Below are 18,675 nucleotides of genomic sequence, written 5' to 3'. Positions count from 1 at the left end.
TCAGTCCCGCTCCCCCGGCAACCGCAGGTCCCACCCCACCAGGGCCCGCAGTTGCTCCGCCGTCACGCCGTCCGGCACCGGCTGGGGCGCGTCGTGGCGCAGCGGCGGCTGCCAGCCCTCCTCGGCCGTCCACCGGCGGACCACCTTGGCCGGCGCTCCGGCCACCACGCTGTGGTCGGGCACCTCGCCGCGCACCACCGCGCCCGCCGCGACCACCACGTTGCGGCCGATCCGGGCCCCCGGCAGGATCACCGCGCCGGTGCCGATCCAGCTCCCGGCGCCGATCTCCACCGGTTCGTTGCGCGGCCACTGCTTGCCGATCGGCAGGTCGGTGGACCGGTACTCGTGTGCCTGGTCGGAGATGTAGACGCCGGGCCCGGTCCACACGTCGTCGCCGAGGACGATCGACTGGTGGCCCACGATGTGGCTGTCCCGGCCGATCACGCAGCCGCCGCCGATCCGCACGATCGGCTCGGGCCCGAGGTCGAGGCCGGGCAGGAAACCGGCGCTGATGGTGACCCGCTCGCCGATGATCGAGAACGGCCCGATGGTGATCCACTGCTCGTTGAAGACCGCGCCGAGCGGGAACGCCAGTGTCGTACCGTCGCCCAACTCGCCGAACCGGTACGGGCCCGGGCTCTGCCGGGTGACCGCGCCGGTCCGCTGTACCCAGCGCCAGCCCCGGTGGACGAGGCGGCCGGCGGCACGGCGGCCACCGGCTCGGACCGCGGAGAGCAGCGAACGGGTTATCGGCATGAGCTCACGTTACCGGCCCGTAGGGTCCGACCGGCGGCCGGGCGGTCAACATCACACCGGTCCCGCACCCGCCCTGGCCTGCGGCCTCCCACGGCCAGGCCTGGCCCTCCGCCCGGGCGGGTCCGAAAACCGCGACCGACGGCGGGCTCCGGTGCCACACTCCCTCCCATGGAGATCACCGAACACATTGACGCCCTGCGCCGCGAGGGCAGCCTGCTCGCCGAGGCGGCCGCCCGGACCGACCTCGCCGCCCCCGTACCGACCTGCCCGGACTGGAGCCTGAACGACCTGCTGAGGCACGTCGGGAACGTCCACCGCTGGGCCGCCGCCTACCCCTCCCAAGGCCTGCGCGCGCCCCTCGACGAGGACGGCAGCCGGGCCGTGATCGGGCCGGCGCCGTCCGACGCGGCACTGCTGGACTGGTTCCGCGAAGGCCACGCCGCCCTGGTGGACACGCTCACCCGGGCCCCGGCCGACGTCGAGTGCTGGACCTTCCTGCCGTCGCCCAGCCCGCTCGGGTTCTGGGCCCGCCGCCAGGCGCACGAGACCGCCGTCCACCGCGCCGACGCCGACGCGGCGGCCGGCACCGAGGGCCCCCGGGTGGACACCGCCCTCGCCCTCGACGGCATCGACGAACTGCTGAGCGGCTTCGTGGCCAGCAGCCGCTCCCGGCTGCGCAGCGAACGGACCCGCACCATCGGGGTCCGGACCACCGACGGCCCCGGCTCCTGGCAGCTGACCATCACCCAGGAGCCGCCGGCCGTCGGCACGGGCGGCGCCGCCGAACCGGCCGACCTCACCCTCACCGGCCCCGCCCACGACCTGTACCTGCTGCTGTGGAACCGGCTCCCGGTCGGGCCCGCGCAGGTCGAACTCGACGGCGACGAGGCGCTGCTCGAACTCTGGCGGACCAGCGCGGTCATCGGCTGAGGCCGCGCCGCACGTAGCTCGCGGCGCGCCGCGCGCTGGGAGCGGCCAGGGGTGGAGTGGCCCGGGGTGCGCAGTGGCCAGGGGTGGAGCGGCCCAGGGTGGAGCGGCCCGGGGTCAGCGCACCCAGCGCGCGGGCCGCTTCTCCAGGAACGCCCGCATTCCCTCCTGCGCCTCCGCCGACCCGAACAGCCGCGCCGACAGCTCCACCAGCCCCTCCGCGTCCCGCTCGAAGGACCGCACCACCTCGGCGTTGGCCAGCCGCTTGGACTCCGCCAGCCCCTGCGGGGAGCCCTGGCGCAGCGCGTCCAGCAGGCCCTTCAACGCGACCCCGGTGTCCTCGGCGGACTCGGTGGCGCGGGTGATCAGGCCGATCCGGGCGGCCTCGGCGGCGTCGAAGACCTCGCCGGTGAGGTAGTAGCGGGAGGCGGCGCGCGGGTCCAGCTTGGGGCGCAGCGGCAGCGAGATCACGGCGGGCGCGAGGCCGAGCCGGACCTCGGTGAACGCGAAGGTCGCGGCCGGCCCGGCGAGGGCGAGGTCCGCCGCGCCGATCAGGCCGAGGCCGCCGGCCCGGGCGTGCCCGTCGATCACGGCGATCACCGGCTTGGTGCAGTCGACGATCGCCCGCTGCAGCTCGACCAGGCCGCGCGGGCCGACCGTCGGGTCCGCGCCGGTCGCCTCGGACAGGTCCGCACCCGCGCAGAACACCTTGCCGGTGTGCCCGAGCACCACGGCCCGGACCTCCGGGTCGGCCGCGGCGACCGCCAGACCGGCGTGCAGTTCGGCCATCAGCCGGGTGGAGAGTGCGTTGCGGTTGTGCGGCGAGTCGAGGGTGATCGTGGTGACGGCGTCGGCGGTGGTGACGCGGACGAGGGGCTCTGCGCTGGTCATCGGCGGGGCCTGCCTTCCGGCTGAGGGTGGGTCGGACTGCGGTGCCGCCCGGGTGCCCGGGCCGCGCCCGGACGACTCTGGCACGCCCACCCGCCCCTCGGCCAGAGCCAATCCTGCCCGAGGTGCCGATCGGGATCGAGGCCCTCGCGCCCGTCCGGGAGCAGCCGTGTCACCGGCCCCCGGCGTACCCTCCCCGTCGCCCGGCCCACCGGACGGCGGGGCCCATCGCCAGGCCCGCCGCCGCCAGCACCGCGCCCAGGACGACCCAACCGGCCAGACCGAACCCGATCACGGCGGTGCTGACCAACGCCGGACCGGCCATCATCGCCGCCGCCGAACCCGCGTTGTACACGCCCTGATAGGCGCCGTGGTCACGCTCCCCCGCGAGGTCGTAGCTGAGCGCCCAGCCGCCGGCCTGGCCGAACACCTCGCCCAGCGACTGCAGCGCGATGCCGCCGAGCACCACCACGGCGGCGACGATCGCGGGCAGGCCGTGCGCGAGGCCGATGACCAGGCACGAGGCGGCGAGCAGCAGCCCCCCGCGGCCGCAGAGCCGGGCGGCCGTCGACCGGTCCTCCGTCCCCCGGGTGGCCCGCACCTGGAGGGCGATCACCAGCAGGGTGTTGACGATCAGGGTGCCCGCGACGGTGATCCGGGGCGCCTCGGTGTCATGGATGATCCACAGCGGCACGCCGACCTCCAGGACGGCGAACTGCAGGGCGAGGACGGCGTTCAGCACCGTCACGACCAGGAACGGGCCGTCCCGCAGCGCCGGATTGCGCCGCTTGCCCCGCCCGGCACCGTCGGCCTCCGGTCCCACGGGCGGCGCGACCGGGGCCGCATGCGCGAGGACGGGGAGACGGTGGAACAGCACGGCGACGACCACGAAGGAGGCGGCGTCGGCCAGAATCGCCGTCAGATAGGCCGGCCTGGTGTCCACCTGGAGCGCGATCGCGCCGACGGCCGTCCCCAGGCAGAGGCCCACGTTGGTCACCACCCGCAGGTAGGCCCGGCCCGCCACCCGGCGGTCGGGCGGCAGCACCTCGGCGTAGAGCGCGTTCCGTACGGCTGCGGACCCGCGGTCGGCGGCCGAGACCCCGCAGGCCAGCACCACGAAGGCCGGATAGCTGTGCACGAGCGTGTACCCGGCGGTGCCGACCGCCTGCGCCGCGACCAGCACGACCAGCACCGGCCGGGCGCCCCAACGGTCGGCGGCCCGCCCGGCCGGCACGCTCGCGACGACCCCGCACAGGCCGGCGGCGGTCAGCCCGAGCCCCAGCTGGCCGGCGCTCAGACCGAGCACCCGGGTGAAGAACAGCACCGCGACGGACAGGGACAGGCCGCTGCCCACCGTGTTGACCAGGGTGAGCCCGGCCAGCCGCCGGACCATCGGGTCGGGGTGCAGCCGCCGTCGCACGGCGCTGACGAGCCCGCCGCCGGCCCGCGGGCCTGCGGGGTCTCCTGGGCCCGCGACGTCTCCGGGGTCCGCGGTCGTTGCGGTGCTTCCGGTCGTTGCGGTGCTTGCGATCGTTGCGGTGCTTGCGATCGTTGCGGTGCTTGCGATCGTTGCGGTGCTTGCGGTGGTTGCCGTGATGGCGGCGCCTCCGGGCATGGCGGGGCCGGGTCCGGACGTCTCCGCCGGCAAGGTGGTGGTCATGTGCTGATCACACCGCCTGGCGGCCCGGGTCCGGTACTCCTTTAGGCTCTGGCTAAAACCACGCGCCCCACGCGCCCCAGCCCCGGCGCCCATGCGCCGCGTCGCAGGAGACCGCCCCCGTGCACCGCTTCACGCTCGGCCTGGCCGACCTCGCCACCACCTGGTTCGCCGTCTCCCCGATCCAGGAGGCCTCGCTCAGCCTGCGCATGTGGACCCACCCCGGCGTCTACCAGCTCCAGACCCCGGCCTTCGAACGGCTCCGGCCCGCCTTCGAACGGCTGGACTCCACGCTGCTGCTGTCACTCATCGCCGGGAACCGCTGGATCCCCGACTTCCTGACGCCTCGCCCGGCCTCGCCCGCCGCCGACTTCCGCACCGAGCTGGCCACCGTCCGCGCGCTGCCGCCGGAGCGGCTGCGCCCCGAACTGGAGCAGGTCTTCCTGCCGCACGGGCGGCCCCTGCCCGCCGCGCTCGCCGCCGGACTGGCCGACCCGGCGCGGCTGTTGCAGCGGATCGCCGACGCGCTGGAGGAGTACTGGGAGGTCTGCCTCGCGCCGTCCTGGTGGCCGCAGGCCCGTGCGGTCCTGGACGCCGACCTGGTCTACCGGGCCCGGCTGCTCTCCCGGCACGGCGCGGCGGCGCTCTTCGCCGACCTGGACCACCGGCTGCACTGGGAGGACGGCGTCCTGTCGATCAACCGCCGGTGGACGGACTGGGACGCGGAGACCGCCGTGGACGGCCGCGGCCTCGTCCTCATCCCGACCTTCTTCGCCCGCGGCGCGATCACGATGATCAGCAACGAGCGTGCGCCGCAGATCAGTTACCCGGCGCGCGGCCAGGCGGGCATGGCCGGCCCGGGGACGCCGGTGCCGCCGCGCGCTCTGGAGGCGCTGGTCGGCGCGCCGAAGGCCCGGCTGCTGGCCCTGCTCACCGAACCCGCCTCCACCACCGACCTCGCCTACCGGCTGGGCGTCACCCCCGGCGCGGTCAGCCAGCACCTGTCCGTCCTCGCCGCCACCGGCCTGGTCACCCGGGCCCGGCACGGCCGCTCGGTGCTGTACCTGCGCAGCCCGCTCGGGGACGAGCTGACGGGGGCGAACAGGTGACGGAGTTCACCCCCGCCATCCCCCCGACCGGCCCGCACCACCGCGACTGATCACTCAACTCCCAAGTGGTACAGACCTGTTGACGCATTGGTCCAGTCCTCCTACAGTGCCCATGCCCCGCCTCCCCACGGCGCGGGCACCCATCGCACACGCACCAAGCACCGCGGTTCTACGTCACCCTGTCCAACCCCCACAGCCACAGGGAGAACCATGTCCGCTCGATCCCGGGCCAGGCGCCCGCGCGTGCGCAGCAGACTGCTGGCACTGCTCTCCGTCCTGCTCCTGCCCCTCGCCGCGCTCACCGCGCTGGCCGCCCCGGCGAACGCCGCCGGAAAACTCACCGCCTCCTTCACCACCGCCGACAACGGCTCCTGGTGGCAGGGCACCTACATCGTCCACAACGACAACGCCACCGCCGTGACCGGCTGGACCCTGGAGTTCGACCTGCCGGCCGGCGTCACCATCGGCAACAGCTACAACGGCACCGCCACCGTCAACGGCCGACACGTCACCGCGACCAACGCGTTCTACAACGCCACCGTCAACGCTCACAGCACCACCGAGCCGTACAGCTTCTGGTTCGTCGGCAACGGACCGGTCGCCACCCCCACCAACTGCCGCATCAACGGCGACAAGTGCGACGGCACCGCCGACGTCCCGCCGTCCGCGCCGGGCACCCCGGCGGTCACCGAGTCCACCGCGCACACGCTCGCCCTGACCTGGCCGGTCGCCACCGGCGGGGACTTCCCGGTCGCCTCCTACGACGTGCTCAACGGCGCCGTCGTGGTCGGCTCCAGCACCACCACCAGCGTCCTGCTCACCGGGCTCACCCCGGCCACCACCTACACGCTGACCGTCCGGGCCAAGGACAGCCGCGGCAACACCGGACCGCTCAGCGCCCCCGTCACCGCCGCCACCTTCGACCCGTCGACCGACCCGGTCCCGCCCACCGCGCCGACCGACCTCCGGACCACGGCGATCAGTTCGTCGGACGTCACGCTCGCGTGGAACGCCGCGACCGACAACGTCCGGGTCGCCGCGTACGACGTCTACCAGGGCGGCACGCTGGTGGCGACGGTCAGCGGCAGCACCCTCACCGCGACGGTCGGCAGCCTGTCCCCGTCCACCACCTACACGTTCACCGTGAAGGCCCGCGACCCCGCCGACAACGCCTCTCCCGCCTCCGCCCCGCTCACCGCCACCACCTCGGACCTGGTCGGCGCCGGAAAGTACGCCCGGGTCGGCTACTTCGTCCAGTGGGGCATCTACGGCCGCCAGTACTTCGTCAAGAACCTCGACACCTCCGGCAGCGCGGCCAAGCTCGACGTCGTCAACTACGCCTTCGAGAACATCGATCCGGTCAACCTGACCTGTCTGGCGGGCGTCACCAAGGGCACCACCGCCAACCCGCAGGACCCGGACCAGGGCACCGGCGCCGGTGACGCCGACGCCGACTACGCCCGCCCGATGAGCGCCGACCAGTCGGTGGACGGCGTGGCCGACGACGGCTGGGGCAAACTCCGCGGCAACCTCAACCAGTTGAAGAAGCTGAAGGCCAAGTACCCGAACCTCAAGGTGGTCGTCTCACTCGGCGGCTGGACGTACTCCAAGTACTTCTCGGACGTCGCCGCCACCGACGCGTCCCGCCAGAAGTTCGTCAAGTCCTGCCTCGACGTGTGGATCAAGGGCAACCTGCCGGTCTACAACGGCGCCGGCGGCGACGGTGTGGCGGCCGGGATCTTCGACGGCATCGACCTCGACTGGGAGTGGCCCGGCTCCGCCGACGGCCACGCGGGCAACCACTGGAGCGCCAACGACAAGGGCAACCTGACCCTGCTGCTGGCCGAATTCCGCAAGCAGCTCGACGCGTTGGGCGGCTCCCACAAGCTGCTCACCGCCTTCACCCCGGCCGACCCGGCGAAGGTCGCCGCGGGCTGGGACCTCACGAAGATCTTCAGCTCGCTGGACATCGCCAACGTCCAGGGCTACGACTTCCACGGCTCCGGCAGCGACAACTCCTGGGAGCCCAACCGCACCGGCCCCCAGGCCAACCTCTACGCCGACCCGAACGACCCGTACAACTTCCACTTCAGCGTGGACGCGGCGGTCCAGACCTACCTCGGCGCCGGGGTCAACCCGCGCAAGCTCACCATCGGCTTCCCGTTCTACGGGCGCGGCTGGCAGGGCGTGGCGGACGGCGGCGCCTCCGGCGTGTGGCAGTCCGCGAACGGCGCGGCCCCGGGCCAGTTCAGCGAGGAGGCCGGCACCCGCGGCTACAACAACCTCATCACCGGCGTCCCCAACCTGACCGTGTACCACGACCCCAAGTCCGTTGCGACGTACGGCTACACCGGAGCCGGCGGCCAGTGGTGGACCTTCGACGACGCCTGGTCGATCGCCCAGAAGACGGCCTACCTCAAGTCGAAGAACCTGCTCGGCGGCATGATCTGGGAGATGTCCGGCGACACCCCCTCCGGCACGCTCATCAACGCACTCGACTCCGGGCTCAAATAGCCGGAGGGCATGGCCCGTTGGGCCGGTAGGGCAGCAAGGGCCGGCGCTCCGAGAACGACGGAGCGCCGGCCCGCACCTCAGGTGCCTCAGGTGCCACAGGTGCCACACGTACCTGGCGGGCCTGACGGGCCTGACGGGCCTCCAGAGCCGAATGCGCCTCCCGTCACCGGGACGCCATCGCCGCCAGCTTCCGGGCCGCCCGGTACTGCCGGAGCACCTGCGCGAAGGAGGTGTGCCCCTGGGTGGTCCGGGCGAAGGCCCGCCAGGCCGGCGCCACCAGGCAGACCGCCGCGTGGAACAGGTACGGGCGCCGCTCGAAGGCGCCCAGCAGCTGCTTGCCGGCGCGCATCTCCACGCCCAGCCCGGCCTTGATGGCGAACGCGTAGTTCAGCGCCTCGCGCCGCACGTCCGCCGCCTTGCCCGCCTCCGCGACCTTCACCGCCCACTCGCCGGCCAGCCGGCCCGAGCGCAGCGCGTAGGAGATGCCCTCGCGGGTCCACGGCTCCAGCAGTCCGGCCGCGTCCCCGGCGACCAGCACCCGGCCGCGGGAGAGCGGCGAGTCCTCGGCCCGGCAGCGGGTCAGGTGCCCGGACTCCACGCTCGGGGTGAAGCCGGACAGCCCCAACCGCCGGATGTAGTCGGCGAGATACTGCTTGGTCCGCTCGCCGTCGCCGCGCGCCGAGATGACGCCGACGGTCAGACTGCTCGACTCGGTCTTCGGGAACACCCAGCCGTAACTGCCGGGCAGCGGGCCCCAGTCGAGGTGGATCCGGCCCGACCAGTCCGCGGCGACCTGCGGCGGGACGGGGATCTCCGCCTCCAGGCCGAGGTCGATCTGGTCGAAGGTGACGCCGACGTGCCGGGCGATCCGGCTCGCGCTGCCGTCCGCGCCGACCACCGCGCGCGCCTCGAAGGTGCGCCCGTCGGCGGCCGTCACCAGCGCCGTCCGGTGCTCGCCGCCACGCTGCTCGACGCCGGTGACGGTCACTCCGGTGACCAGCACCGCCCCGGCCTGCTTGGCCGCCTGCACCAGGCGCAGGTCGAACTCGTCCCGGTTGACCAGGCCGAACAGCATCCGCCGGGACCGACGCGTCCGGGTGAACCGCCCGTCGTAGGCGAAGGTGACGGCGTGCACGCGGTCCTGCAACGGCAGCCGGAAGTCGGGCGGCAGGCTGTCCCGGGACGGGCCGATGATGCCGCCGCCACAGGTCTTGTAACGGGGGTGCTCGGCCTTGTCGAGGAGCAGCACCCGCCGGCCCTGGACGGCGGCGGCGTGCGCGGCCGAGGCTCCGGCCGGTCCGGCGCCGACCACCACGACGTCCCAGACGCCGTCGAGCGGCTCGGGCGCCGACCGACCGACCCTCGGCGCGGTCTCGGCTTCGGCTTCGGTCTCGGCCCCAGCCTCGGTCGCGGCTTCGAACACCGTCTCGGTCCCGGCCTCGGGCACCGTCCCGGTCTCGGACACCGTCTCGGACGCCCCCTCGGACGCCTCGCCTGACGGCTGACCTGACGACCGGCCTGACGGCCGTCCGGGTACCTCGGCGTCGAGCGGCGAGACCTCGGTGTCGAGTGGGCTGCGGGAATCGGAGCTTCCGGAGTCAGTCACGTCGAGCAATCCTATGCGTCCGCCGAGCCCGCCGCTGGCCGCGCCGCCCCGAACGCCAGACCGAACCCGGACCGAACCCGGACCGAACTCAGATCGAACCCGGGCCGATCCATCGGGCCGGTCCACCAGACGGTGCGCCGGGCGGGATCTCCGGGCAGAACCACCCGATCGGACTGTTCGAGTCCGCCTATGATCGGCGGTACCCAAACCGCCCCCTCCGCCCGCACCACCCCTCGGGCGAAGCCTTCCCCTCGGAGCCCCGATGTCACAGCCGCTGGCCGACGCCGTCCGGTCCCTGATGGACCGTGCCCGCACCGACCTCGCCGAACTGGTCGCCTTCCCCTCGGTCGCCGACCCGCGCCAGTTCCCGGTCGAGGAGTGCGAGAAGGCCGCCCGCTGGGTCGCCGACGCCTTCGCCGCCGAGGGCCTGACCAACGTCCAGCTGCTGGACACCCCGGACGGCACCCAGTCCGTCTACGCCGAACTGCCCGGCCCCCAGGGCGCGCCGACCGTGCTGCTCTACTCGCACTACGACGTCCAGCCCCCGCTCGACGAGAGCGCCTGGCTCAGCCCCGCCTTCGAGCTGACCGAGCGTGACGGCCGCTGGTACGGGCGCGGCGCCGCCGACTGCAAGGGCAACATCCTGATGCACCTGACCGCCCTGCGAGCCCTGCGGCAGGTGTACGGCGACGGCTACCCGGTCGGTCTGAAGATCATCGTCGAGGGCTCGGAGGAGCAGGGCACCGGCGGCCTGGAGCGCTACGCCGAGGCCCACCCCGAACTGCTCGCCGCCGACGCCATCATCATCGGCGACACCGGCAACTTCGCCCCCGGCCTGCCCACCGTGACCGCCTCCCTGCGCGGTATGACGGTCGTCGAGGTCGCGGTCACCACCCTGGCCGGCAACCTGCACTCCGGCGCCTTCGGCGGCGCCGCCCCGGACGCGCTGCAGTCGCTGGTCCGGATGCTCGCCTCGCTGCACGACGAGCACGGCGACGTCGCGGTGGCCGGACTGACCGGCGGCCAGACCTGGAGCGGTGTCCAGTACCCGGAGGAGCAGTTCCGCTCCGACGCCAAGGTGCTCGACGGCGTCGCCCTGACCGGCACCGGCACCATCGCCGACCGCCTGTGGGCCCGCCCCGCGATCACCGTCCTCGGCATCGACGCCCCACCGGTGATCGGCGCCACCTCCTCCGTCCAGGCCGCCGCCAAGGCCCTGGTCAGCCTGCGCGTCCCGCCGGGCAGCGACCCGACCGCCGCCCAGGACGCGCTGGTCGCCCACCTGGAGGCGCAGGTCCCGCTCGGCGCCCGTCTGACCGTCGAACGCCAGGGCACCGGCGCCCCGTTCAACGCCGACACCACCGGCCCGGCGTACGAGGCGATGGGCGAGGCCATGGCCGAGGCCTTCGGCACCGAGATGGTCGCCTCCGGCGAGGGCGGCTCGATCCCGCTCTGCAACACGCTGCGCTCGCTCTACCCGAAGGCCGAGATCGTGCTGATCGGCGTCGAGGAGCCGACCACCCAGATCCACGCGGTCAACGAGAGCGTCGACCCGCAGGAGCTGGAGCGGATGGCCCTCTCCGAGGCCCTGTTCCTCCGCCGCTACGCCGAACTGCGCTCGGTCTGACGCACGTTGGTCCGGGGGCCGCCGTCGGCGGTCTCCGGCACCGGCCGCCCGCCCCGGAACCTGCGGGCGGCACCCGCCACCACCGCGTAACCGACCGCCCCCACCGCGAGCCCGGCCCCGGCGCCGAAGCAGAACTCCGGGATCAGGTTCCGCCGCAGCGGGACCAGCCGGTGCAGCACCCCGACCGCCGTCGCCGCGCCCAGGGCCGCGACGGCGGCGCGGCGCGCCCGGGGAGCGAGTGCCACGGCCGGGCGGACCGGCTCCACGCCCCGCGCCGCCCGCACCGCCCAGCCCGCCATCGCGGCCAGGGCCAGCGCGGAACTGCCGTACTGCAGCGCCGAGTAGAGCGGAACCGCGGCCACCTCCCGGTCCAGCACCGGCAGCAGCCGGACACCCAGCCGGCCTTCGTGGGTGAACGCGTCCCAGCCGACGTGGGTGGCCGCACCGATCGCCGCCGACGCCGCGAACCACGCCGCCCCCGCACCCGCCCCGGCTCCGGCGGGCCGCCGGACCGTCAGTGCCTCGGCCGCGCCCGCCCACCGGTCGGGCAGCAGCGCCACCAGCGGCGCGCGCAGCAGACCGTGCCAGCCGGCCACCAGCGCGCCCGCGATCGCCACGTCCAGCGTCGGCACGGCCCACCAGCGGTGCGTCAGACCGCCGTGGCCGTACACCCCGGGCAGCAGCGACTCGGCGAAGAACGGGACGTCGGGCGCCATCGATCCGGCGACCAGCGCCGAGGCGACCAGCGGCCCGCGCTCCCCGGCGGCGCGCAGCAGGGGCAGGACGGCGGCGGGGTGGCTCAGTGTGAACGGCATGCCCCCATCCTCCCGCCCCTGCCGAGCCATCGGCCAACGGCCTGGGCCAACGGCCAACGACCTGGGCCAACGGCCAGCGCCTCTGGACAGCGGCCACCGCCTCTGGACGGCCCGGCACCCGGGCTCGTCAGGCACCCCAGGCGGCTACGCCGCGTCCGCCGTGCTGGCCAGGCCGAGCGCGACCCGGCGGCCCGCCTCCAGGTAGCGCAACTCGCCGCTGCGGCGGGCTTCCAGGGCGGCGGCGAGCCGGCGGTAGCGGCTCGGGGGCAGGAGGTCGGCGGCCTCGTCCAGGGTGACGAAGCGCCAGTCGCGCAGCTCCTCCGCCTGGAGCAGCAGGTTCTGGCGGGAGGCGGCGTCCAGTTGGCCGCCGTCGTACATCAGGCGCAGGCCGCCGCGGCGCGGGCCGGTGCGCGGCTCCCAGTCGACGGCGAGCAGGCGCAGCCCGGTCGGGTCGAGCCGCAGGCCCAGTTCCTCGGCGGTCTCGCGCAGGGCCGCGTCGGTGGGGGCCTCGCCGCGTTCGACCACGCCTCCGGGGAAGTCCCAGTCGGGTTTGTAGACGGGGTCGACCAGCAGGACGCGGTCCTGTTCGTCGAAGAACAGGACGGCGGAGGCCACGGTGTCCCCGGTCGGGTCGGGGGTCTGGACGATCGGGCAGCGGGCGGCACCGACGCGGACCAGTTCGGCGATCCGGTGGGCGGTCTCGCGGGGGGTGAGCTCGCTGGTGTCGAGCATCCGGGCGTCCTCGACCAGCCAGCGCCGGGCGGCCCGGTAGCGGGCCACGTGCTCGAAGCACCACGTGCGGACCCGCTCGCTGGCCTCCGGATCTCCCGGGCACTCGTCGCGGTGGGCGATGCGGTGACGCAGGATCGTTTCTTCTGGGTCCAGGACGAAGTGGTGCACCGCTATGCCGTGAGAGGCGAGGTCACCGAAGATCTCGTCCCGGTAGTCCTCCCTGAGCAGGGTCATCGGGACCACCAGCGGGCCCGCGACCTCACTGAGCAGCGCGGCGGCCGTCTCGGGGACGAGCCGGCGCCAGGCCGCCAGGTCCTGGAAGTCGGACACCGTCGCCAGCCGGTCGGCCGGGAGCATCCGGCGCAGGCCGAAGCCCACCAGCTCGGGATCGAAGAGCACGCTCCCGGGCAGCAGTTCCACCAGCTCGCGGCAGGCACTCGTCTTGCCCGCCCCGAATGTGCCATTGACCCAGACGATCACAACGTCCCCTGCCCTCGACTTGCCCCGATGCCGTTCGCACCGGGCAGCGCCCCCGTCGGCCGAACCAGCGCCACCCGTGGTGGTACCCGCGCCACGCCGCTCCCCATACCTCCCCACCGCGCCCGCCGTTGCGCCCCACTCCGCCCCTTGACAGGGGCATGTGCCCAGGCCAGCCGCCTTCCGGGAGAAATATGTAGACCGGTCTACATCAAAGTTGCACCCTGCTCACACCCTGCGCGCACAGGAAGTCGGCCCGTCCGACTTCCTGTGCGCCATCATCACCCCAGATCACCTCTCATCACCCCCTCCACCCGACTATGTAGACCGACCGACAGATTTCCCCCGGCAATATCTAGACCGGTCTGCATAATTCAGTAGACCGGTCGACATATTCTTCCCCGCGCCCCTCGCGCGCCCCCCGGCGCCTGCTTGCGCCGCGCGCACCCCAGCACGTACAGAGGAACGATGAAGCTGCTCCCAGTCGGCCGCGTCATCGTCATCGGCTCGATCAACACCGACCGCATCCTCCGCTGCCCCGTCCTCCCCGCCCCCGGCGAGACCGTCCTCGCCACCGCCGCCACCCAGGGGTTCGGCGGCAAGGGCGCGAACCAGGCGGTGGCGGCCGCGCGCATGGGCGCCGCCGTCCACCTGGTCGCGAAGGTCGGGCACGACGCCGACGGCGAAGCCGCGCTCACCGACCTGCGCGGCGCGGAAGTCGAGACGGGCTCCGTGCTCACCCACCCCGACGCGCCGACCGGGCAGGCGATCGTCATGGTCGACCCCGCCGGCGAGAACAGCATCGTCGTCGTCCCCGGCGCCAACGCCCACCTGACCGCCGCCGAGGTCACCGCCGCACTCGCCCGCCTGCACCTGCTCCCCGTCGACGTGCTCCTCACCAGCGGCGAGGTCCCCGAGGAGTGCATCCGAGCGACCGCCGCCGCCCTGCCGGCCGACGGCACCCACTGGGTGCACAACGCCGCCCCGGCCGGCTCGCTCCCCGACACCGGTCCGACCGGGCGCCGCCCCCTGGTCGTCGCCAACGCCGTCGAGGCCCGCCAGCTGACCGGCGCCCCCACCGTCGAGGAGGCCGCCCGGGCCCTCTCCCGCCGCGCCGACGGCGTCGTACTCACCCTCGGCGGCGAGGGCGCGCTGGTCGCCGCCGAGGGACGGTCGGCCCGACTGCCCGCCCCCGCCGTCCAGGTCGTCGACACCACCGGTGCCGGCGACGTCTTCTGCGGCGCCCTCGCCGCCGGACTCGCCCGCGGCGCCTCCCTCCCCGCCGCGGCCGCCACCGCCGTGGCCGCCGGCGCCTTCGCCGTCACCGCCCTGGGCGCCCGTGGCGCCCTCCCCCGCCCGACCGACCTCTGACCAGCCGTTTCCCGGCGGGCCCGGGCGGGCCGGGCTCACCCCCACTGGGGGCGCCCGGACCACAACTCCCGAACGCCCCGGCTCACGTGCCTAGCAGCACTCGGCCTACGGCCGCCCCATGTACGACGGGTAGTAGCCGCTGCTGATCCCCGAGATCCGGATCAGCGTGCCCGGCCGCGCCGCCTCGACGTACTGGTTGTTGCCCAGGTAGATCGCCACGTGCTGGATGCCCCGTTTGGTGCCGTTGGGGGACCAGAACAGCAGGTCGCCCCGGCGCAGCTGGCCGGCGCTGATGGGCGTGGTCGCCGCGTACTGGTCGTTGGCCACCCGCGGCAGGTTCACCCCGCCGCGTCGGAAGGCCTGCTGCACGAGGCCCGAGCAGTCGTACCCGTCCGGCCCGTTGCCCGCGGTCCGGAACGGCTTGCCCAGTTGGCTCAGCGCGAACTGCACGGCGGACTCGACGCCCTGGTCCCCCGCCACCGCGCCGGCGGCCGGGCCCGACGAGGACGATCCGGACGAGCCGGACGACGGCGGGGACCCGTCCCCCGTCCGCGCCACGTACACGTCGTAGTGCGTGGTCCAGCGCCACTCCCCCTTGCTGTTCTTGAACCAGTACCGCGACCCGTCCCAGCCCTGCTTGATCCCCCCGCTCGACTTCGTACCCGTCGACGGGGCCTTCGCCGCGGAGGAGGATCCGCCCCCCGTCCGCGCCACGTACACGTCGTAGTGCGTGGTCCAGCGCCACTGCCCCTGACTGTTCTTGAACCAGTACCGCGAGCCGTCCCACCCGGCGTGCGCCGGTGCCGACTCGGCGGCGGCGGGGCTGACGCCGGGGCCAACGCCGATCACACCCGCACCGGCCACGATCACGGCCGCCATGCCTATCCCCCGGCGCACCCGCGCGGCCCGCGAGGGACGGACGGGGCGGACGGGGCGGACGGGGCGGACGGCGGCCGCCCGCTGGTCGACGGTGGCGGCAGCGTGCTGCCCGGTCGGTTCGTCGGCGGCACCCGGCGCGCCGGTGTTGACGGTGGTCATCCTGCTGTCTTCCCTCACTGCTGCGAACTGCCGCCACGGGGGCGGCTGCGGAATCGGCTACGGACACGTACGTCCCGGTGAGACGGCACGTACGGCTCGGCAGACCCCGCCCGGCATGCCACGGCCTCCGGTCGTGCGACCGGGAGCCGCGGCATGCCGCCCAGGGATTCAGTTCTGCCTGCGTGTCACGGTAGGCACGCGTCCGCTCACGGCGCGCAGTGGAGTGAGCCAATGGAAGGGTTCACGGCCGGTGAGCACCGACGGGGCATCAGGGTGAAGGCCAGTCATCGGGCCGCGCGCCCGACGCCCCCTCACCCCTGCTGGTCCGACTCCGCCAGCAGCTGCTTCTTCAGCACCTTTCCCAGCGCGTTCCTGGGCAGTTCGGGCACCAGCACGACCCGGCGCGGCCGCTTGTGCGCGGACAGCCGCTCCGCCACGAAGGCCGTCAGCTGTTCCCCCGTCACGGCGCCGTCCGGGATGACGTACGCGACGACGGCCTGCCCGAGGTCCTCATCCGGCGCACCGACCACCGCCGCGTCGGCGACCGCGGGGTGGTCGCGCAGCGCGGCCTCCACCTCGCCGGCGCCGATCCGGTAGCCGCCGCTCTTGATCAGGTCGACGGAGGAGCGACCGACGATCCGGTGGAAGCCGTCCTCACCGATCACGGCGACGTCCCCGGTGCGGAACCAGCCGTCAGCCGTCCAGGCCTCGGCATCCGCGTCGGGCCGGTTGAGGTACCCGCTGAACAGGGTCGGCCCGGCGACCTGCAACTCTCCGACGCTCTCCCCGTCGGAGGGCACCGGCGCGCCGTCCTCGCCGACCAGCCGGGTGCGCACCCCGTCCAGCGGCAGGCCGACGCTGCCGGGTCGGCGCTCGCCGTCCGCCCGGGTGCTGACGGTGATCAGCGACTCGGTCATCCCGTAGCGCTCGATCGGGGCGTGCCCGGTGAGCGCAGCCAGCTTCTCGAACACCGGTACCGGCAGCGGCGCGCTGCCGGAGACCAGCAGCCGGGCCGAGGCCAGCCGACCCGCCGCCCCGGGGTCGGCCGCCACCCGGGACCAGACGGTCGGCACCCCGAAGTACAGGCTGCCGCCCGCGGCCGCGTACCCCTCCGGGGTGGGCCGCCCGGTGTGCACGAGCCGGCTGCCGGTCCGCAGGGCGCCGAGGACGCCGAGGATCAGTCCGTGGACGTGGAACAGCGGCAGGCCGTGGACGAGGGTGTCCTCGGCGGTCCACTGCCAGGCCGCGGCGAGCGCGTCCAGGTCGGCGGCGATCGCCTGGCGCCGGATCACGGCTCCCTTGGGCGCCCCGGTGGTGCCGGAGGTGTAGAGGACGAAGCCGGTGGCGTCCGGCGCGGGCTCGGCGAACGTGGTGGCGGCGCGGTCCGCCGGGTCGACCGGCAGCCCCTGCACCTCACCCGGCACGGCGTCGCCCACGGCGTGCGCGAGCAGCACCGCACCCGAGTCGCGCAGGATGTGCTCTCGCTCCTTGGGCCCGGAGTCGGGCGGCAGCGGCACCACGGGCACGCCCGCCAGCAGGCCGCCGACCACGGCGACGACCGTCTCGACGGCGGGCCGGGCGAGCACGGCGAGCGCGGGCGCACCGGCCACCCGGTCGGCGACGGCGGTCGCCGCGCCCAGCAGCTCCTCGCGGGACAGCGCCCGCCCGTCGATCCGCAGCGCGTCCGCCGCGTCCCCGTAGTCGCCCTGAAGTGCGGTCAGCAGTGCCATGCTTCCGTCCTCGCCCTCGTCTCGCGCTGTCGCGCCGACTCTACGGGCCGCACCCGGACCGTCCGTGGGCAGCGGTCACCAGCCGCCGCCCACCTGGCTTGTACCGACCTGTGCCGGAAACGCCGGAGGGCGTGGCACCGGGTACCCGGTGCCACGCCCTCCCACTGCCGTGTGCGCGGATCAGCCCTTGCGGGCCTTCACCTCGGCGGTCAGCTGCGGCAGCACGGCGAACAGGTCGCCGACCACGCCGTAGTCCGCCAGCTCGAAGATCGGGGCCTCCGGGTCCTTGTTGACGGCCACGATGGTCTTCGAGGTCTGCATGCCCGCCCGGTGCTGGATGGCGCCGGAGATGCCGGCCGCGATGTACAGCTGCGGCGAGACCTGCTTGCCGGTCTGGCCGACCTGGTTGCTGTGCGGGTACCAGCCCGCGTCGACGGCGGCACGCGAGGCGCCGACGGCCGCGCCCAGCACGTCCGCGAGCTCCTCGACGACGCCGAAGCCGGCCGCCTCACCGACGCCACGGCCGCCCGAGACCACGATCGCGGCCTCGGTCAGCTCCGGACGGCCGGTCGACACCCGCGGGGTGCGCGAGGTGACCTTGGCCGCGTTGCCGGTGAACTCCACCGCCACGTTCTCCACCGCGCCCGCGCCCGCAACGGCCTCGGGGGCCACCGCGTTCGGCTTGACGGTGATGACCGGCACGCCCTTCGTCACCTTCGACTTCACCTGGAAGGACGCGGCGAACACCGACTGGGTGGCGACCGGGCCGCCGTCACCGGCCTCCAGGTCGATGGCGTCGGTGATGATGCCGGAACCCAGCCGCAGCGCGACGCGGGCGGCGACCTCCTTGCCCTCACCGGAGGAGGTGACCAGGACGGCGGCGGCGTCGTTGGCCTTGGCGATCTGGGTGAGGGCGTCCACCTTCGGGACGACCAGCCGGTCGGTGAACTCCGCGCCGTCGGCGACGTACACCTTGGCCGCGCCGTACTCGGCGGCCTTGGCCGCGAGGTCGGCGGCGGCGGCACCAGCGCCCAGCACGACCGCGGACGGCTCGCCGATCCGGCGGGCCAGGGTCAGCAGTTCGAGGGCCGGCTTGCGGACCACACCGTCGGCGTGGTCCACCAGAACCAGGATCTCAGCCATGATTCGTTGCTCCTGATCGATCGTTGGATGCGCGAACGGGGGGGACTAGATGAACTTCTGGTCGGCGAGGAAGCCGGCGAGCTGCCTGCCGCCCTCGCCCTCGTCCTTGACGACCGTGCCCGCGGTCCGCGCCGGACGCGCCGCCACCGACTCCACCGCCGTCCACGCACCCGCCAGACCGACCTCGTCGGCCCCGATGCCCAGATCGTCCAGGTCCAGCGACTGGACCGGCTTCTTCTTCGCCGCCATGATCCCCTTGAACGACGGGTACCGGGCCTCACCCGA

Annotated in this window: 15 protein-coding genes and 1 pseudogene; 6 read left to right on the top strand and 10 right to left on the bottom strand. The window is 74.1% G+C overall.

All coding sequences use genetic code 11. The features are described 5' to 3' along the window. Entirely contained in the window at positions 1 to 756 is a 756-nt protein-coding gene (locus tag AB0O19_RS32650) for a DapH/DapD/GlmU-related protein (protein WP_363588732.1), read from the bottom strand. 168 nt (positions 757 to 924) lie between these two features. On the opposite strand from AB0O19_RS32650, the gene AB0O19_RS32645 reads away from it, so the two are divergent. Then, complete coding sequence (locus AB0O19_RS32645) at positions 925 to 1,686, top strand: maleylpyruvate isomerase family mycothiol-dependent enzyme (RefSeq protein ID WP_363624781.1); 762 nt, start codon at positions 925 to 927, stop codon at positions 1,684 to 1,686. 114 nt (positions 1,687 to 1,800) lie between these two features. Here AB0O19_RS32645 and AB0O19_RS32640 read toward each other — a convergent pair whose 3' ends face one another. Further along, positions 1,801 to 2,574 (bottom strand): enoyl-CoA hydratase family protein, encoded by a 774-nt coding sequence (locus AB0O19_RS32640; protein WP_063350153.1) that lies wholly within the window; start codon positions 2,572 to 2,574, stop codon positions 1,801 to 1,803. Positions 2,575 to 2,743: 169 nt separating this feature from the next. After that, on the bottom strand, positions 2,744 to 3,991 hold the full coding sequence (locus tag AB0O19_RS32635) for an MFS transporter (RefSeq protein ID WP_363624779.1): 1,248 nt from the start codon (positions 3,989 to 3,991) through the stop codon (positions 2,744 to 2,746). Between the two features lie 100 nt (positions 3,992 to 4,091). On the opposite strand from AB0O19_RS32635, the gene AB0O19_RS32630 reads away from it, so the two are divergent. From AB0O19_RS32630 to AB0O19_RS32620, 3 genes are all read left to right on the top strand, one after another. Beyond that, on the top strand, positions 4,092 to 4,238 hold the full coding sequence (locus tag AB0O19_RS32630; RefSeq protein WP_363624777.1) for a hypothetical protein: 147 nt from the start codon (positions 4,092 to 4,094) through the stop codon (positions 4,236 to 4,238). 112 nt (positions 4,239 to 4,350) lie between these two features. Beyond that, positions 4,351 to 5,337, top strand: coding sequence for an ArsR family transcriptional regulator (locus AB0O19_RS32625; RefSeq protein WP_363624775.1), 987 nt, complete (start codon positions 4,351 to 4,353; stop codon positions 5,335 to 5,337). 210 nt (positions 5,338 to 5,547) lie between these two features. After that, the gene (locus tag AB0O19_RS32620; RefSeq protein WP_363624773.1) at positions 5,548 to 7,851 is read left to right on the top strand and encodes a glycosyl hydrolase family 18 protein; all 2,304 of its coding nucleotides are present in this window, start codon (positions 5,548 to 5,550) and stop codon (positions 7,849 to 7,851) included. Positions 7,852 to 8,014: 163 nt separating this feature from the next. Here AB0O19_RS32620 and AB0O19_RS32615 read toward each other — a convergent pair whose 3' ends face one another. After that, positions 8,015 to 9,166 carry a geranylgeranyl reductase family protein gene (locus tag AB0O19_RS32615; RefSeq protein WP_363624841.1) on the bottom strand — a complete coding sequence of 384 codons (1,152 nt, stop codon included), beginning with the start codon at positions 9,164 to 9,166 and terminating at the stop codon, positions 8,015 to 8,017. Between the two features lie 553 nt (positions 9,167 to 9,719). Between AB0O19_RS32615 and AB0O19_RS32610 the strand changes: the two genes are divergently transcribed. Next, a complete protein-coding gene (locus AB0O19_RS32610) occupies positions 9,720 to 11,084 on the top strand; it encodes a dipeptidase (protein ID WP_363624772.1) in 1,365 nt (454 codons plus the stop codon). Here the strand turns inward: AB0O19_RS32610 and AB0O19_RS32605 are convergent. After that, positions 11,060 to 11,899 (bottom strand): DUF4184 family protein, encoded by an 840-nt coding sequence (locus AB0O19_RS32605; RefSeq protein ID WP_363624770.1) that lies wholly within the window; start codon positions 11,897 to 11,899, stop codon positions 11,060 to 11,062. The two genes, AB0O19_RS32610 and AB0O19_RS32605, sit on opposite strands and share 25 nt — an antisense overlap. Before the next feature lie 144 nt (positions 11,900 to 12,043). Beyond that, positions 12,044 to 13,111, bottom strand: a complete 1,068-nt coding sequence (locus tag AB0O19_RS32600) for an NUDIX domain-containing protein (RefSeq protein ID WP_363624768.1) — start codon at positions 13,109 to 13,111, stop codon at positions 12,044 to 12,046. Between the two features lie 465 nt (positions 13,112 to 13,576). Here AB0O19_RS32600 and AB0O19_RS32595 point away from each other — a divergent pair, with 465 nt between their 5' ends. Beyond that, positions 13,577 to 14,479 carry a PfkB family carbohydrate kinase gene (locus tag AB0O19_RS32595; protein ID WP_363624766.1) on the top strand — a complete coding sequence of 301 codons (903 nt, stop codon included), beginning with the start codon at positions 13,577 to 13,579 and terminating at the stop codon, positions 14,477 to 14,479. Between the two features lie 105 nt (positions 14,480 to 14,584). On the opposite strand, the gene AB0O19_RS32590 is transcribed toward AB0O19_RS32595, so the two are convergent. From AB0O19_RS32590 to AB0O19_RS32575, 4 genes and pseudogenes are all read right to left on the bottom strand, one after another. Beyond that, positions 14,585 to 15,517, bottom strand: coding sequence for a C40 family peptidase (locus AB0O19_RS32590; RefSeq protein ID WP_363624764.1), 933 nt, complete (start codon positions 15,515 to 15,517; stop codon positions 14,585 to 14,587). A gap of 311 nt (positions 15,518 to 15,828) precedes the next feature. Beyond that, on the bottom strand, positions 15,829 to 17,247 hold the full coding sequence (locus tag AB0O19_RS32585) for an acyl-CoA synthetase (RefSeq protein WP_363624762.1): 1,419 nt from the start codon (positions 17,245 to 17,247) through the stop codon (positions 15,829 to 15,831). Between the two features lie 180 nt (positions 17,248 to 17,427). Next, the gene (locus AB0O19_RS32580; RefSeq protein ID WP_363624760.1) at positions 17,428 to 18,390 is read right to left on the bottom strand and encodes an electron transfer flavoprotein subunit alpha/FixB family protein; all 963 of its coding nucleotides are present in this window, start codon (positions 18,388 to 18,390) and stop codon (positions 17,428 to 17,430) included. A gap of 45 nt (positions 18,391 to 18,435) precedes the next feature. Beyond that, positions 18,436 to 18,675: pseudogene (locus tag AB0O19_RS32575) on the bottom strand (electron transfer flavoprotein subunit beta); the annotation flags it as partial.

The sequence above is a fragment of the Kitasatospora sp. NPDC091276 genome (assembly GCF_040684355.1).
Classification (GTDB): domain Bacteria; phylum Actinomycetota; class Actinomycetes; order Streptomycetales; family Streptomycetaceae; genus Kitasatospora.
Note: the sequence above shows the minus strand (reverse complement) of the source record. Positions and strands in the feature narration are given on the sequence as shown.

What these genes read in the sequence shown, in the direction of transcription:
- AB0O19_RS32650 (WP_363588732.1), bottom strand. Translation starts at nt 756, where the DNA reads ATGCCGATAACCCGTTCGCTGCTCTCCGCGGTCCGAGCCGGTGGCCGC.
- AB0O19_RS32645 (WP_363624781.1), top strand. Translation starts at nt 925, where the DNA reads ATGGAGATCACCGAACACATTGACGCCCTGCGCCGCGAGGGCAGCCTG.
- AB0O19_RS32640 (WP_063350153.1), bottom strand. Translation starts at nt 2,574, where the DNA reads ATGACCAGCGCAGAGCCCCTCGTCCGCGTCACCACCGCCGACGCCGTC.
- AB0O19_RS32620 (WP_363624773.1), top strand. Translation starts at nt 5,548, where the DNA reads ATGTCCGCTCGATCCCGGGCCAGGCGCCCGCGCGTGCGCAGCAGACTG.
- AB0O19_RS32610 (WP_363624772.1), top strand. Translation starts at nt 9,720, where the DNA reads ATGTCACAGCCGCTGGCCGACGCCGTCCGGTCCCTGATGGACCGTGCC.
- AB0O19_RS32605 (WP_363624770.1), bottom strand. Translation starts at nt 11,899, where the DNA reads ATGCCGTTCACACTGAGCCACCCCGCCGCCGTCCTGCCCCTGCTGCGC.
- AB0O19_RS32595 (WP_363624766.1), top strand. Translation starts at nt 13,577, where the DNA reads ATGAAGCTGCTCCCAGTCGGCCGCGTCATCGTCATCGGCTCGATCAAC.
- AB0O19_RS32590 (WP_363624764.1), bottom strand. Translation starts at nt 15,517, where the DNA reads ATGACCACCGTCAACACCGGCGCGCCGGGTGCCGCCGACGAACCGACC.
- AB0O19_RS32585 (WP_363624762.1), bottom strand. Translation starts at nt 17,247, where the DNA reads ATGGCACTGCTGACCGCACTTCAGGGCGACTACGGGGACGCGGCGGAC.
- AB0O19_RS32580 (WP_363624760.1), bottom strand. Translation starts at nt 18,390, where the DNA reads ATGGCTGAGATCCTGGTTCTGGTGGACCACGCCGACGGTGTGGTCCGC.